General features: G+C 67.0%; 14 protein-coding genes. 9 read left to right on the forward strand and 5 right to left on the reverse strand.

Annotation, left to right across the window (positions count from 1 at the left end):
• Nucleotides 1-46 precede the first annotated feature (46 nt).
• The 4 genes from MBTS_RS14060 to MBTS_RS14075 all read right to left on the reverse strand — a co-directional run bounded on the left by MBTS_RS14060 (nucleotide 47) and on the right by MBTS_RS14075 (nucleotide 3395).
• Nucleotides 47-994 carry a PDR/VanB family oxidoreductase gene (locus tag MBTS_RS14060; RefSeq protein WP_147831826.1) on the reverse strand — a complete coding sequence of 316 codons (948 nt, stop codon included), beginning with the start codon at nucleotides 992-994 and terminating at the stop codon, nucleotides 47-49.
• Between the two features lie 3 nt (nucleotides 995-997).
• The gene (locus MBTS_RS14065) at nucleotides 998-1567 is read right to left on the reverse strand and encodes an MOSC domain-containing protein (RefSeq protein WP_082473062.1); all 570 of its coding nucleotides are present in this window, start codon (nucleotides 1565-1567) and stop codon (nucleotides 998-1000) included.
• Nucleotides 1564-1962: a Rid family detoxifying hydrolase gene (locus tag MBTS_RS14070; RefSeq protein WP_056141905.1), complete on the reverse strand. Its 399-nt coding sequence runs from the start codon at nucleotides 1960-1962 to the stop codon at nucleotides 1564-1566. The genes MBTS_RS14065 and MBTS_RS14070 overlap by 4 nt, the downstream gene beginning before the upstream one ends.
• Before the next feature lie 125 nt (nucleotides 1963-2087).
• On the reverse strand, nucleotides 2088-3395 hold the full coding sequence (locus MBTS_RS14075; RefSeq protein WP_192215899.1) for an MFS transporter: 1308 nt from the start codon (nucleotides 3393-3395) through the stop codon (nucleotides 2088-2090).
• Between the two features lie 328 nt (nucleotides 3396-3723).
• On the opposite strand from MBTS_RS14075, the gene MBTS_RS14080 reads away from it, so the two are divergent.
• The 6 genes from MBTS_RS14080 (at nucleotide 3724) to MBTS_RS14105 (ending at nucleotide 8972) form a co-directional block, all read left to right on the forward strand.
• Nucleotides 3724-4269 (forward strand): helix-turn-helix domain-containing protein, encoded by a 546-nt coding sequence (locus MBTS_RS14080; protein WP_238254157.1) that lies wholly within the window; start codon nucleotides 3724-3726, stop codon nucleotides 4267-4269.
• A gap of 78 nt (nucleotides 4270-4347) precedes the next feature.
• Complete coding sequence (solA, locus tag MBTS_RS14085) at nucleotides 4348-5529, forward strand: N-methyl-L-tryptophan oxidase (RefSeq protein ID WP_147831824.1); 1182 nt, start codon at nucleotides 4348-4350, stop codon at nucleotides 5527-5529.
• A gap of 119 nt (nucleotides 5530-5648) precedes the next feature.
• The gene (locus MBTS_RS14090) at nucleotides 5649-6479 is read left to right on the forward strand and encodes a transporter substrate-binding domain-containing protein (RefSeq protein WP_147831822.1); all 831 of its coding nucleotides are present in this window, start codon (nucleotides 5649-5651) and stop codon (nucleotides 6477-6479) included.
• Between the two features lie 117 nt (nucleotides 6480-6596).
• The gene (locus MBTS_RS14095) at nucleotides 6597-7343 is read left to right on the forward strand and encodes an amino acid ABC transporter permease (protein WP_056141920.1); all 747 of its coding nucleotides are present in this window, start codon (nucleotides 6597-6599) and stop codon (nucleotides 7341-7343) included.
• Nucleotides 7340-8191: an amino acid ABC transporter permease gene (locus MBTS_RS14100; RefSeq protein WP_238254158.1), complete on the forward strand. Its 852-nt coding sequence runs from the start codon at nucleotides 7340-7342 to the stop codon at nucleotides 8189-8191. Before MBTS_RS14095 ends, MBTS_RS14100 begins: the two co-directional genes overlap by 4 nt.
• A gap of 28 nt (nucleotides 8192-8219) precedes the next feature.
• Nucleotides 8220-8972 (forward strand): amino acid ABC transporter ATP-binding protein, encoded by a 753-nt coding sequence (locus MBTS_RS14105; RefSeq protein ID WP_147831820.1) that lies wholly within the window; start codon nucleotides 8220-8222, stop codon nucleotides 8970-8972.
• A gap of 730 nt (nucleotides 8973-9702) precedes the next feature.
• On the opposite strand, the gene MBTS_RS14110 is transcribed toward MBTS_RS14105, so the two are convergent.
• A complete protein-coding gene (locus MBTS_RS14110; protein WP_056141927.1) occupies nucleotides 9703-10224 on the reverse strand; it encodes a MarR family winged helix-turn-helix transcriptional regulator in 522 nt (173 codons plus the stop codon).
• A gap of 151 nt (nucleotides 10225-10375) precedes the next feature.
• Here MBTS_RS14110 and MBTS_RS14115 point away from each other — a divergent pair, with 151 nt between their 5' ends.
• The 3 genes from MBTS_RS14115 to MBTS_RS14125 form a co-directional block, all read left to right on the forward strand.
• Nucleotides 10376-11650, forward strand: coding sequence for an amidohydrolase/deacetylase family metallohydrolase (locus MBTS_RS14115; protein WP_192215895.1), 1275 nt, complete (start codon nucleotides 10376-10378; stop codon nucleotides 11648-11650).
• Between the two features lie 26 nt (nucleotides 11651-11676).
• Nucleotides 11677-12543 (forward strand): alpha/beta hydrolase, encoded by an 867-nt coding sequence (locus MBTS_RS14120; protein ID WP_192215896.1) that lies wholly within the window; start codon nucleotides 11677-11679, stop codon nucleotides 12541-12543.
• Nucleotides 12540-14517: xanthine dehydrogenase family protein molybdopterin-binding subunit (locus tag MBTS_RS14125; protein ID WP_192215897.1), on the forward strand; the 1978-nt coding region annotated here is incomplete at its 3' end. The genes MBTS_RS14120 and MBTS_RS14125, both read left to right, overlap by 4 nt.

A 14517-nucleotide genomic window follows, 5' to 3' on the forward strand; every position in this document is an offset into this window, starting at 1 on the left:
GGTCCAGGCGGTTGATCGCGTTCGAAAGTCGCCTCCCCACCATCGCTTAGAGATCGAGGATCACGCTCCCTTCCGCGCGCGAGACGCACGGGGTCATTCGGTTCTTGCGTTTCCCGACCGAGAGCACGGTATCGCGATGGATCACCGTGCCATCGCGGTAGCCGCACTCGCAGGCGCCGCAGACTCCGAGTTCGCACGAGGCGGGCTGAGAGACGCCGTGCTCGCGCAGGATGTCGAGGAGCGAACGGTCTGCAGGCACGTGAAGCAGGGTGCCTGTGGATGCGATGCGCGCCTCGAACGGCTCGGGCTTGAAGGTTTCGTCCGAGAGGGGGGCGAAGTGCTCCACATGGACCTGCTCCGGCGGCCAGCCCTGAGCGTCGAGGGCATACTGGACGGCGTCGGTGAGACGCCGCGGGCCACAGGCATAGACGTGCGTGTCCACCGTGAAGTCGCAGAGATGCGTCGGATCGAGGCGTCGACCTTCATCGGCGAACCAGCCCTGCAGTCGGTCACCGCAGATCGCGCGGACGTCCGCGAGGAGAGGCGCATGGGTGGCGGAGCGCGCACAGACATGAAGCGCGAAGTCCGCTCCTTCCGCCGCAAGCGTGCGTGCCATGGCGAGGAGCGGCGTCACGCCGATCCCACCCGCCACGAGAATATGGCGCCGTCCGTCGGGTGCGAGGGGGAAGTTGTTGCGGGGCGCGGAGACGTCGGCGACCGAGCCAACGCTGAGGTTGCCGTGCACCCAAGTCGAACCCCCGCGTCCCGCCTCCTCGCGCTTGATCGCGATCTCGTATCGCGTGCGATCCGCAGGGTCGCCGCAGAGCGAGTACTGGCGCACGCGTCCATCCGGCAGCCGAAGATCAAGGTGGGCACCGGCTGTCCAGGACGGGAGCTCCGGCCGTCGCGGATGAACCAGGGTGAGATGCAGCACGTCGGGCGTCGTCGCCATAGCCGCTGCGACCTGCATCTTCATGACGAGGCGTGCGCTCACGACCTAGTCCGCCATCTCGATGGTGTCGCCGACCCGGATGATCCCCCCGCGCTCGATCCCGCAATTGAGGCCCGAGCGGTTGTAGAGAGGCAGGTAGACCGGCTGGCCCAGGAGTTCCTCGAGGTACTTGCACGGAAAGTTGAGCCGTCCGCCGCGCAGGATCACCTCGCCCACGCGAAAGCGACGTCCCACGAGGTGGTTCAGTGGGACGCCCCGAACCGTGAGGTTGCGGCGGTGGTCGATCGGCGCGATGTGCAGAGGACCGCTTTGTAGCGGCGGGTCGTTCCGGTTGATCGCGTCCAGCGCCTCCTGCTCGATCAGCGTCACCTCACGGGTGTCGGGCTTGGGCGAATAGGTGCCCGAACCGAGATAGTAGCGGTCGCCCTCGATGCCGCGCCCGGCGACGCACCGGGCCTCGGCGCGCTCTTCCATCTCGTAGCTCGCTGCCGAAGCGGTATGGATGTTGAGCAGGCTGCCCCGCCATCCCACGGCTCCACCCGGCACGCCGACAGCGATCGAACCGGCCGGGTGCGCGAATGCCTCGACCATGCGGGGGGCTGATGCGTCCGTCATCGCGTGGCCTCCGACTGTGTCGCGAGGGCGATGGCTTCGATCTCGACCATGGCATCGCGGGGCAACCGGGCGACCTCGATCGTCGAGCGTGCCGGGGCATCGCCGGGGAAGTGCTCCGCATAGACCGCGTTCATGGCGGCGAAGTCGTTCATGTCCTTGAGGAACACGGTCGTCTTGGCGACCGTCGCCAGGCTCGCGCCACCCGCCTCCAGAACCGCCGAGAGATTGGCCAGGGAGGCCCTGGTCTGCGCCGCGATGCCGTCGGGAAACCCGCCCGTCTCCGGGTTGATCGGGAGTTGCCCGGAGGCGAAGACGAGATCGCCGACGCGTGTGGCCTGGGCATAGGGACCGGCGGCCGGAGCAGCCTTGTCCGTCTTGATGATCGTCCTGTTCATCCGTCCTCCTCGAAGCCGGCGCGGCTCCACAACATGTCTACGATACTAGATAATTATCCACTGTGAAGGAGCCGCGAGCGGCGTTTCGCAGTTCGCGACTCCGAACATCGCAAAGAGGCGGTCGCTCAGTCGATCTGCCGCCGCGCGGTCTCGGGTGAGAGGAACGCGGCGACCAGCGTCACGCAGGCCAGCACGATCAGGTAGACCGAGATCGGCCAGGTCGCGCCGCTGCTCCAGGTCAGCAGGGCGGCGGCGATGAGCGGGGTGAAGCCGCCGCTCAGGGCCGCTCCGACTTGGAAGCCAAGCGAGGCGCCGCTGTAGCGCAGGCGCGCATCGAACAGCTCCGACATCCAGGCCGCCCCCGTCCCGAACATGATGCCCTGGCCGAAGCTCAGCGCCACCGCGACGGTCAGCGTGATGATGGTCGGATCGCGGGTGTCGAGAAGCTGGAACAGCGGGAAGGCGAAGACGATGGAAAACAAGCAGGCGACGACGAACAGGGTGCGGCGGCCGTAGCGGTCCGAGAGCCATCCGAAGACAGGAATCGTGAAGAGTTCGATGATCGCCGCGACCAGGATGCCGTTGAGGATGATGCTGCGCGGCAGGCCGAGTTTCCCCGTCACGTAGGAGATCGAGAACACCGTGACGATGCTGACATAGGCGATCTCCGACACTTTCAGGCCGACGGCCTTAAGGAAGGTCCGAGGGTGCTCGGTGAGGATCTCGACGACCGGGATCTTGGCAACGGCGGCGCGCTCTTTCACACGCTGGAACGAGGGCGTCTCGTGCAGGCGAAGCCGGATGAAGAGTCCGACGCCGACGAGGAAGGCGCTCGCGAGGAACGGCAGGCGCCAGCCCCAGGCCAAGAACTCGGCTTCGGGCATCAGACCCGTCAGGGCGAAGGCTCCGATGGAGAGGATGACGCCCAGGGGATAGCCGAGCTGGACGATGCTCCCGAAGAAGCCGCGCCGATGGGCCGGTACGCTCTCGACCACCATCAGGACCGCGCCGCCCCATTCCCCGCCGATGCCGATGCCCTGGACCAGCCGCAGGGTGACGAGCAGGATCGGTGCCCAGACGCCGATCTGCGCATAGGTCGGCAGGCAGCCGATCAGGAAGGTGCCGAGGCCCATGATCATGATCGTGAGGGACAGCATGGCCTTACGGCCGATCTTGTCGCCGAAATGGCCGAAGACGATGCCGCCCAGGGGGCGTGCCAGAAATCCGACAGCGTAAGAGCCGAAGGCGGCGATCGTCCCGACGACGGGGTCGATGCTCGGAAAGAAGAGCTTGCTGAACACGAGGGCACTGGCCGTGCCGTAGATCAGGAAGTCGTACCATTCGACAGTCGTGCCGATCACGCTCGACCAGACGATCTGCCGTCGGTCCGCGAGGGACACCTCGTTCCGGTCGAGACCGCCTTCGGTTTCCATCACAATCGCCGTACTCGCCATGGCCTTCGACCCTCCACAGAACTGGAGAAAATTCCACTGATGTGGAGGCAATCGCCATGCCAGATGCTGCAGCGATCGTTTGGCGCGCCCCGGGCGCGCATGACGGCGCCCGGCCGTGCGGCGAAAGCCGGGACGTCGCGGGATGGGGCGCGTGCAAACGTCGGGACGATCCCCTATTCAGGGGCGAAGCTGACCCGAACGGCCCTACTGCCGGTCTACCGGGAGGATGGGAGTGGATGACGGCATGTCGGTGAGGGAGATGGTTGCCCCGGCTCAGACAGCGGCAGAAACGAGTCCCCAGATCTATGTGTCCGAGGAGATCCGTCGCCGCCGCAGGGAGCTCCACCTTTCCCTGGAGGCGCTCGCGACGCGCTCCGGCGTGAGCCGCTCAATGATCTCGAAGATCGAGAGGGCCGAGGCGGTGCCCTCAACCGCTGTGCTCTCCCGCCTGGCCGAGGCGCTCGGCGTGACCTTCTCGCGGTTGATGTCCCCAGCGACCGAACTCGAGGTCCTGCTGATCCCGGCGCGTCGCCAGCCCATCCTTCGGGACGAAGAATCGGGCTTCCTGCGTCGCTGCCTGTCGCCGGTCCTACCGGGCCGAGGCATCGATCTGGTCCTGAACACCCTGCCGCCCGGTGGCAGCACGGGCGAGTTCACGGCCCATCGCCCCGGCGTCTCGGAATACATCTACATCCTGCGCGGCCGCCTGCGCGCCGTGATCGGTGACCGGACCGTGATCGCGGAGACGGGGGACAGCCTGTATTTCGAAGCCGATGCCGGTCACGCTTTCACGAATCTCGGCACGGATCCGTGCGAGTATATCCTGGTGATCGATCCGTCCCGCGCTCGGTAGCGATCTTCCGTCGGAAGATCGGGGTTTCGCTTGCGTTGCAGGGAATCGGCTTGAGTATCAACCGGAGCGCATCCTGCGATGGAAGACCGTTTTGACATCGCCGTCGTCGGCCTTGGCGCCATGGGCAGCGCGGCCCTCTATCAACTGGGGCTGCGGGGCGCGAAGGCGGTCGGCCTCGATCGCTTCGCCCCGCCGCATGCCCTGGGGTCGAGTCACGGCGAGAGCCGCATCACCCGGCAGGCCGTCGGCGAGGGCCGCGACTACGCCCCCTTCGTCCTGGCTTCGCACCGGATCTGGCGCGCTCTGGAGGCGGAGACCGGGGAGACACTGTTGACCGCCTGCGGCGCCCTGGTGTTGGGGCCGGGCAGCGGTGACACCTCCCATCACGGCAAGCCGGATTTCGTCGGGCGTTCGATCGATGCCGCGCGGGCCTTCGCGATCCCGCACGAGGTCCTCGACGCAGGCGAGATCGCGCGCCGCTTCCCGCAATTCCTGAATCTCAACGGCGACGAGAAGGCCTATTACGAGCCTGGCGGCGGTTACGTTCGCCCCGAACGCTGCATCGCCGCGCAACTGCGCCGCGCCGGTGAGCTCGGCGCCGACATCCGCACCGGGACGACGGTGCTGTCGATCCTCAAAGAGCCGGGCGGAGTCCGGATCGAGACCGACCGTGGCGTCGTCCTGGCCGATCAGGTGGTCGTCTCGGCGGGAGCCTGGACCGCGCCCCTCCTGGGCTCGCCTTTCACGGACTTGCTCACGGTCAACCGCCAGCTCCTGCACTGGTACGCCCTCGATGACGCCTCGGCCTATGGCCCCGAGGCGCCGGTCTTCATCTGGATGCATGGATCCGGTGAAACGGACTACCTCTACGGATTCCCGCCTCTGCCGGGCGAGGCCCAGGTCAAGGTCGCCACCGAACAGTACGAGACCTCCACGAGGGCCGATGTCCTCGACCGCGCCGTGGGACCCGAGGAATCCGCCGCGATGCATCGGCACCACGTGGCGGGCCGGCTCGCCAGCGCGACGGCGCGGGTGACCAAGGCCGCCGCCTGCCTCTACACCGTGACCCCCGACCGCGGATTCATCATCGACCGCCACCCGCGGATGGACCGGGTCCTCGTCGTCTCCGCCTGCTCAGGGCACGGCTTCAAGCACTCGGCCGGGATCGGCGAGGCCGTGGCAAACGAGATGTCTCGGGCGAGCGGGCGCATCGATCTCGAACCGTATTCGCTTGCGCGGTTCGACCGATCCCCACAGTGATGGCCTGCCGATTGCTTGACCCGCTTGGACCGGACAAGGCAGTCTCTCTGGCGAGGGATCGTGGTACCCGGGTCTCGTACCCGGTCGCCCCGGATGTCCCAAGAAACAGGTGTCGTTTCATGCGCAAGCCGACAATAGCGTTCCTCGGCTCCAGTCTGCTTGCAGCGGCCACATCGCTTTCAGCCTCCTTGGCCACGGCCGCGGATGGAATCGAGGCGATCAAGCAGCGTGGGACGCTCATCGTCGGTGTGAAGGCGGATTACCGTCCCTTCGGCTTCCGCGATCCGAGCGGAGCGATCATCGGGCTGGAACCGGATCTCGCCGCCGACGTCGCCAAGCGCCTCGGCGTGAAGCTCGAACTCGTGCCGGTGGTCTCCTCCAACCGGATCGAGTTCCTGCAGCAGGGCAAGGTCGACCTCCTCATCGCCACGATCTCGGACAAGCCGGAGCGCCGCCGCGTCGTGCAGGCCATCGACCCGCAATATTATTCCGACTTCGTCAACGTGATGCTGCCCAAGAAGGCCAACATCACCGACTGGGCGCAGCTGAAGGGCAAGCCCCTCTGCGCAACCTCCGGCGCCTGGTACAACAAGGACGTGGCCCGTACCTACGGTGTCGAGATCGTCGCTTTCGACGGCTCGGAGAAGCCGCTCTTCGCCCTCAAGCAGGGCAACTGCCTCGGCTACGTCTACGATCAGAGCATGCTGCAGGGGAAGCTCCTCGACGCCGACTGGAAGGCGGATTACGCCCTGCCGCTGAAGGGCATCTTCGACGCCCCCTGGATGATGGCGGTGGCGCCGGGTAACAGTTCGCTGCAGACGATGATGGAGGCCACGACCAAAGACTGGATGAAATCCGGTTTCATCGTCGAGGGCGAGAAAAAGTGGGGCATCGAGCCGACGGAATACTCGAAGGCGATGCACGAGAAGTACAAGAACGCGACCAACTGAGTGTCTCTCACGAAACTCCCGCCGCGCGGTAGGGGTCAGGGCGAAAACCGGCCACGGTCGGGAGTTTCGTGAGGCATTCCGCGCAGGGCCGATCGACTCGCCGTCTTGAGGAGCACGATGGACGCCGTTCCGAACTGGTTCCGGACCCTTTACGACACGACGGGCTTCAACTTCACGGTCTTCTACGACCCCTATGATTGGGACCGCTACGTCAACGGCCTGAAGACGACCCTGCTGCTGGCGGTGACGACGATTCTGGCCAGTCTCGTCATCGGCGCCGTTGGGGCACTCCTCCAGGGTGGCCCGTCGCGGCTCCTGCGCGGAGTCGTGAACGGCTTCGTCGTGGTGTTCCGCAACACGCCGCCGTTGGTGCAGATCTTCTTTTTCTACTTCGGTCTGGGCACCCTGCTGCCGGCCGCCCAGACCGCCGACGGACTGCGCGTGCCGATCCTCGACAACGTGCAATGGGCCATCGTCTCGCTGTCGCTGTTCGCCGGAGCCTTCAACGTCGAGATCTTCCGGTCCGGCATCGAGGCGGTGCCGCGTACCACCATCGAGGCGGCCGAGGCCCTCGGCTATACCCGCCTGAAGGCCTACCTCTACATCGTGCTGCCGCTCGCTCTCCGCGTTTGTCTGCCGGCACTCAACAACAACCTCATCAACCTCCTGAAGACCACCACCCTGGCCTACGCCATTGCGGTGCCCGAGACGCTGTACGCAGTGAAGCAGATCTGGTCGGAATCGCAGAACGTGCTGGAGATGATGATCGTACTGCTGGCGACCTACGCGGTCCTCGTCGGCGTCCTCGTCTGGATCATGCATCGCTGGGAGCGGGCCCTCCGGATCCCGGGATACAGCCGGTGAGGGCGGCACCACCGAGTGCCGGCGACCTGCCGGTCCTGCTGCCGTTCCGGGTCTCGCGCACGCGGACCCGGTTCGCCCTCCGCCCGACGCAAGCGTGGCTCCTCGGGGCGTGGCTCGCCGGCCTCGTCCTCGTGGTGCCGGCCTTCGCGCAAGGGCCGGACGCCGTGCTGTCGCCGCTCCAGGTCGTCCTGCGCTGGGCGCCGCTGCTGCTGACGGGCTTTGCCTTCAACGTCGCGATCTCGCTCGTGGCGATGCTCCTCGGCACGGGGGCGGGTCTCGGGCTGGGACTCGCCCTGGTGAGCGAGGGGCCGGTCCTGCGCCGCATCGCCTGGGGCGTGACGCAGGTCTTCCGCAACGTGCCCTGGCTGGTGCTGCTGTTCTTCGTGATGTTTCTCGTGCCGTTCCAGGTCACGGTGTTCGGCTTGCGCGTGCCGCTGCCCGACTGGGTCAAGGGGACGGTGGGGTTCGCGCTGCCGGTGATGGCCAATGTCGCCGAGATCGTGCGCGGCGCCGTGCGCTCGGTGCCGGCCACCCAGTGGGAGGCGGCCGAATCCCTGGCCTTCACCCGGCGGCAGACGCTGTTCCGGATCATCCTGCCTCAATGCCTCAAGCGCATGCTGCCGCCCTGGATGAACGTCTACGCCCTGATCGCCATGGCGACGGTGCAGGCCTCCATCGTCGGCGTCACCGAGATGCTGACATTGACGGCGCAGGTTCACGCCGCCGAAGGGGGCCGGCCGGAGCTGTTCGCTCCCCTCTACGGCTTCGCCCTGCTGTGCTTCTTCCTCTACTGCTATCCGATCGACCGGCTGACCGCGCGCCTGGAGCGGCGCTTCGAGACGGCATGAGGCCAGTGTTCCCTATGGTGCGTCCCCGATGCTGAAGGTTCCGACCGCCAATGCGCCAATCATCCAGCTGCTCGACGTGCACAAGTCCTTCGGCGAAGCCGAGGTACTCAAGGGCATCAGCTTCGACGTGCGTCGGGGTGAGGTCGTCTGCATCATCGGGCCGTCCGGCTCGGGCAAGTCGACGCTGATCCGCTGCATCAACGCCCTCGTTCCAGTCACCTCCGGCACCATCCGGGTCGACGGGATCGAGGTGGCCGACCCGAAACTCGACAAGCTGGCCCTGCGGCGCAAGGTCGGCATGGTGTTCCAGCAGTATAACCTGTTTCCGCACAAGACGGCGCTGCAGAACGTCATGATGGCGCCCATCCACGTGCTGGGCCAGGACAAGCGGGAGGTCGAGGCCCGGTCACGGGCGCTCCTTGCCAAGGTGCGGCTCGCCGGCAAGGAGGCGGCCTATCCCGGCGAGATGTCGGGCGGGCAGCAGCAGCGCGTGGCCATCGCCCGCTCGCTCGCGATGCGGCCGGACGTGATGCTGTTTGACGAGGTCACAGCCGCCCTCGATCCCGAGACGGTCAAGGAGGTGCTGGTCACCATCCGCGAGTTGGCCGAGGAGGGCATGACCTGCCTCCTCGTCACCCACGAGATGAACTTCGCGCGCGAGGTCGCCGACCACGTCTACTTCACCGATCGCGGTGTCATCGTCGAGCACGGGCCGCCCGAGACTTTGTTCTCGTCCGCCGTCGATCCGCGCACGCGGCGATTCCTGTCCCAGGTTCTCTAGAAACCCATTCAAGCCTATTCAGACGAGCTTCGAGGTCGGGGCTTTGGCTGCACACCCCGGCGGGCTTAACGTTTCATTGCCGAGCGTTGCACGAAGCCGGCGCGGCGCGGAGCCCGTCAATATTGGGCACGGACGACAAGGTCGGCCTCAGACGCGATCCCTCGTCTATCTCCCGAGCAACTCATCAGGTTCCTGACCCAGCCCATAGCTTGCACGAGATCCTCCGCGGAGCGGGTCGAGATGCCCAGGATGTAGGCCTTCTGGATCACCGCCGTCAGTGTTCCTCATCCTGAGCTTGTCGGAGGGGTCGGCCGTGCGCTGCGGCTTCAGGAGGCCGGGAAGGCACACCCCTTGCGCAGCCCTCCCACGCCGTCAGCCGCTCGGCCGCAAAGACGATCATCGCGGACCACCCCGCGCGCTACATCACCGCCCTACATAACTGCCTTCCGAGACAAGTAAAAAATAACATTGCGCTGATCTGCAGGGCGACCAATCGGTAATAATCAGTGTTATGGTTTGATCTGCCTGAATAAATAGACAGGAGTGGATAATCAATATCTTGGGCGCTTCAAGGCATCGATAGGCATCTGAAGCGCGACCGGACCGATTGAAGGCTCCACAATGGGTCGATCACTCGTGGGAACGGGATTGCCCGGCCCCGCGACGATGCCTGCGCGTTCACAGTCGCGAGCTTCATCGAGACACGGATGCGGCGGACGTTGCACGGCAATCACCCCAGCAACTCATCTTTGCCCCGACGCTGTTGGTTGGCTGCAGTGATCTTCTTCATCAGGCGGATCAGGGTCGCTTGCTCGTCTTCCGAGAGGGATTCGAGCGTCGCGTCGTGCGCCTGTCGTGCGGCCGCCTCCATCCGGCTCAGCAAGACGCGGCCGGCCTGAGTCAACCGGCAGCGTTGAGAGCGCCGGTCGGTCGGTGAAGCAGAGCGTTCGACGAATCCGCGTGCTTCCAGACGTTTGATGGCGCCGGTCGTCGTCGTACGGTCGAGAGCCACAGCATTGGCTAAGGTTGTCTGATCGGCTTCGCCGCATTCTGCCAGTAAAGAGAGCAGGCTGTACTGCAGCGGAGTGATACGGAAAGCGCCACAACGCTCTGAAAAGAGGCTGACGTGAATCTGATGAAGGCGCCGGATGAGAAATCCCGGCCGCTCCGGCAAAAGCCAAGGTGTTCCGATGGGCTGAAGAGCCTCCGGTGATGGCGCCGCATTCGCTTCAGCCAGCCCGCTTTCGTTCATCCGCGTCTCGTCTCCCGCTCCCGATCCGAAGCCCGGACCGTTCCTGGCACGTAACATGCATTGGCAGATATACGAAGCATGCTTCGCATTTCCTTGGTCACGTCCGTGCGAGGCAAGGCGAAGGCCGACACGCGACGATGGAGGAGACGGAATGGACGCTGGTCGCTACGACATGCTGCTGCGCGGCGGACGGGTCATCTGCCCGGTTTCCGGCATCGACGGCATCAAGGACGTCGCCATCCGTGACGGGCGGATCGCCGCCGTCGAGGACCACATCGTCCCCTCCTCGTCGACCGAGGTGGTGAACGTCCAGGGCAAGCTGGTCCTGCCGGGGATGATCGACACCCACGGCCACGTCTACCAATACGTCACAGGCCGGTTCGGACTGCCGCCCGACATGGTCGGCGTGCGCTCAGGGGTGACCACGGTCATCGACCAGGGCGGCGCCTCCTGCATGACCCTGCCGGGCTTTCGCCACTTCGTCTCCGAGAAGGCCGAGACCCGGATCTACGCGTTCCTCTCCGCCTATCTGGTCGGCGGCCTCGAAGGGCACTTCTATCCGAACCTCTACAGCCCGGACGGAGTCGACATCGACGCCACGGTGAAGTCGGCGGTGGAGAACCGCGACCTCGTGCGCGGCATCAAGGGGCACGCCGAGATCGGGGGCTTCGCCCGCTGGGGCATCAAGGTGATGGAGATGGCGGCCGAGATCAGCCGCCGGGCCGACCTGCCCCTCTACGTGCATTTCGGCCAGCTCTGGGGCCTGCCCGAGAGCGGCGCCAACGGCGAGGACGCCAACACCATCATGGAGCGGGTGATCCCGCTGCTGCGCCCCGGGGATTTCCTCGCCCACCCGTTCACGCGTCATCCGGGCGGCTTCATCAACGAGGAGGGCGTCGTCCACCCGATCATCCGGGCGGCAATGGATGCGGGCCTCCGGGTCGATGTCGGGCATGGCAGCCACTTCTCATATCGGGTGGCCCGCGCCTCCCTGCCGGCGGGCGTCGTGCCCTACACGTTGGGCGCCGACATGCACGGCTACAACACCGAGGTGCCGCGACCGGCGGGCACGCCCGAGGAGCACCACGACGACGAGAACCACCCCTTCCTCGGCCAGGCCCGCTTCAGCCTGACCCAGGCCATGAGTTCGATGATGGCGTTGGGCCTCAGCCTCGAAGAGGTGGTGCCCATGGTGACGAAGCATCCGGCCGAGATGCTGGGCCTGTCCGACCGGATCGGCGCCCTGACGCCGGGCTTCGCCGCCGACGTCTCGGTGCTGCACGACCATCGCGGTCGCTTCCTGTTGCGCGACAACGAGGACACGCAGGTCATCGCCCAGCGCCTGCTGCAGCCGGCCTTCTGCCTGCGCGCCGGCCGCCGCTTCGACGCCGACTCGCCGATCCTGCCCAGCGCCATCGCGGCCTGACCCTGGCACTCGAAGGAGACGACCGCATGAGGGCCGATCCGTCCCCGCTGCCGCCCGACCCCCGGCGCGATTGGTCCCGCCTCGACCGGGCGGCGCGGGACGCTGCCTACGACAACAACGCTGCGGTGCCCGATGCCGCCGCCCAGGCCGCTGCGCGGAACGCGGCCTCCGCAATCTACCGCGCCGCGCATCCGGGCGCCCTCGACATCCCCTATGCGCCCGAGCCGCGCACGGCCCTCGACCTCTATCCGGCGACAAACCCGGCGGCGCCCTGCCTCGTCTTCATTCATGGCGGCTATTGGCAGCGCAATTCCCCTGACCTGTTCGCCTGCTTCGCCGAAGGTCCCGCCGCTGCCGGCTGGTCCGTGGCGATGCCCGGCCACACCCTCGCCCCCGAAGCGAGCCTGACGCAAATCGTCGAGGAGATCGGCTTGTGCCTCGACTGGCTGGCAGAGCACGGGCCGGCTCACGGCGTTGCCGGTCCGTTGGTGATCGCCGGCTGGTCGGCGGGGGCGCATCTCGCGGCGATGCAGCTCCATCATCCGGCCGTTGTGGCAGGGCTCGCGATTTCGGGCGTCTACGAACTCGGGCCCATCCGTGACACCGGCCTGAACGATGCCCTCTCACTCACCGACGCTGAGGTCGCGGCCTTCTCACCCCTGCGCCTGCCGGTGATGGGGAAACCCTTGGCCATTGCTTATGGCAGCGCCGAGCGCCCGGCCCTCGTCCACGACGCCCGTGACTTCCATGCCCTGCGCAGCGCCCACCACGCGCCGGGGCCGCTCGTCCCCGTGGCGGGGGCCGAACACTTCTCGATCTTGAACGAACTGCGTCGTCCCGGCGGCGTGCTGGTGCGCGCCGCGATCGACCTCATCGAGGGGAGACACGCATGAGCGACGCGAACGGCCTCACCGAGGGCGTCGGCGCCCGCCTGCCCCGCAAGGAAGACGACCGCCTGATGCGCGGGCGCGGACACTATGTCGGCGATCTGCGCCTGCCCGGCCTGCAGGATGTCGCCTTCGTCCGCAGCCCCCTGGCGCATGCCCGCATCCGGGCGATCCACGTACCTGACGCGTTTCGCGGGCAGGTGTTCACGGCGGCCGACCTCGCGGACGTGCAGCCGATCCGGGCCGTCTCGGGGCTCGCCGGCTTCAAGGTCTCCGAGCAGCCGGTCCTGGCCAAGGACAAGGTCCGGCAGGTCGGGGAATTGCTGGCGATCTGCCTCGCGCCGACGCGGGCGCAAGCCGAAGACATCGCTGCCGCCATCGTCCTCGACCTCGAGGAGCTTCCGGCCGTGCACGACATGCTCGCCGCCCGCGAGCCCGGCTCCGCCCTGGTCCACGAGCATTGGGGCGACAACGTTTTTCTTGAGACCCTGGTCGACGTGAACTTCACTTCGGCGCTCGACGCTCCGATCAAGGTCTCGCGCACCATCTCCACCGGACGCCAGTGCATGGCGCCCATCGAGGGGCGGGGCACGGTGGTGCATCTCGACCACCGCATGGACCAGCTCGTGGTCCACACGGCGAGCCAGATGCCGCACATCGTGCGCAACGGCCTCTCCGAATGTCTCGGGATCGAGCAGGGGCGCCTGCGCATCGTCTCGCCCGATGTGGGCGGCGGCTTCGGCTACAAGGCGATCCTGCTCGCCGAGGATGTCTGCCTCGCCTGGCTGGCGCTCCGCGTCGGCCACCCCGTGCGCTGGCTGGAAGACCGGCGCGAGCACCTCACCGCCAACGCCAATTGCCGCGAGCACCATTACCGCATCACCGCCTATGCGGAACGGGACGGCACCCTCCGGGGCATCGATTGCGAGGCCACGGTCGATTCCGGTGCCTACTCGGCCTACCCGTTCTCCGCCTGCCTGGAGGCCGCGCAGGTGGCCAGCATCCTGCCCGGCCCCTACGACTTCCCGGCCTATCGCTGCCGGACCTGGTCGGTGGCCACCAACAAATGCCCGATCCTGCCCTATCGCGGGGTCGCCCGGACCGGCGTGTGCTTTGCCCTGGAACTGATCCTCGACGCGGTGGCGGCCGAGGCGGGCATCGAATCCTGGACGGTGCGCGAGAAGAACCTCGTGCGGGCCGAGCAGATGCCCTTCGACAACATCACCGCCAAGCATTTCGACAGCGGCGACTACCCGCAGGCGTTGAGACGCGCCCTCGCCGCCATCGACGTCGACGCCGTTCGGGCGCGCCAGCGGACACCCGAGGCCGACGGGCGCCGCATCGGCCTCGGACTCTCGATCTATTGCGAGCAGGCGGCGCACGGCACCTCGGTCTATTCCGGCTGGGGCATCCCCATGGTGCCGGGCCACGAGCAGGCCGGCGCGCGGCTCACCCCCGATGGCGGCCTCGAACTCCGGATCGGCGCCCATTCCCACGGGCAGGGATTGGAGACGACCCTGGCGCAGGTGGCGCACGAAATCCTCGGCGTGCCGGTGGCTCGCACGCGCCTCGTCCATGGCGACACCGCGATGACGCCGTATTCCACCGGTTCCTGGGGATCGCGCGTCATGGTGATGGCGGGCGGCGCCGTGGCGTCGGCCTGCCGCGAGCTCAGCTTGCGGGCGCTCCGCATCGGGGCGCACCTGCTCCAGGCCGACCCGGCGGACTGCCGCTTCGAGGCGGGTCGCGTCGTCGGCCCCTCGGGCGATGTCGGCCTCGCCCAGATCGCCCACACCTGGTACCGGCGCCCGCAGGATCTGGCCCTCGATGTCGATCCGGGCGGCCTCGAAGTCACCGCCGGTTACAAGCCGCAACGCGATTCCGGCACCTTCTCCTACGCCGCCCATGCGGCCCTCGTCGCCGTGGACCCCGATTTAGGGGCGGTGGAAATCCTCGACTACGTCATCGTCGAGGATGGCG

Origin of the sequence: Methylobacterium bullatum (genome assembly GCF_014845095.1) — a bacterium.
In the GTDB taxonomy this organism is placed as follows: Bacteria; Pseudomonadota; Alphaproteobacteria; order Rhizobiales; family Beijerinckiaceae; genus Methylobacterium; species Methylobacterium bullatum.

Excerpts from the sequence above, each read along its gene's own strand:
- MBTS_RS14120 (WP_192215896.1), top strand. The coding sequence starts at position 11,677 with ATGAGGGCCGATCCGTCCCCGCTGCCGCCCGACCCCCGGCGCGATTGG.
- MBTS_RS14070 (WP_056141905.1), bottom strand. The coding sequence starts at position 1,962 with ATGAACAGGACGATCATCAAGACGGACAAGGCTGCTCCGGCCGCCGGT.
- MBTS_RS14110 (WP_056141927.1), bottom strand. The coding sequence starts at position 10,224 with ATGAACGAAAGCGGGCTGGCTGAAGCGAATGCGGCGCCATCACCGGAG.
- MBTS_RS14075 (WP_192215899.1), bottom strand. The coding sequence starts at position 3,395 with ATGGAAACCGAAGGCGGTCTCGACCGGAACGAGGTGTCCCTCGCGGAC.
- MBTS_RS14095 (WP_056141920.1), top strand. The coding sequence starts at position 6,597 with ATGGACGCCGTTCCGAACTGGTTCCGGACCCTTTACGACACGACGGGC.
- MBTS_RS14115 (WP_192215895.1), top strand. The coding sequence starts at position 10,376 with ATGGACGCTGGTCGCTACGACATGCTGCTGCGCGGCGGACGGGTCATC.
- MBTS_RS14105 (WP_147831820.1), top strand. The coding sequence starts at position 8,220 with ATGCTGAAGGTTCCGACCGCCAATGCGCCAATCATCCAGCTGCTCGAC.
- solA (WP_147831824.1), top strand. The coding sequence starts at position 4,348 with ATGGAAGACCGTTTTGACATCGCCGTCGTCGGCCTTGGCGCCATGGGC.
- MBTS_RS14065 (WP_082473062.1), bottom strand. The coding sequence starts at position 1,567 with ATGACGGACGCATCAGCCCCCCGCATGGTCGAGGCATTCGCGCACCCG.
- MBTS_RS14090 (WP_147831822.1), top strand. The coding sequence starts at position 5,649 with ATGCGCAAGCCGACAATAGCGTTCCTCGGCTCCAGTCTGCTTGCAGCG.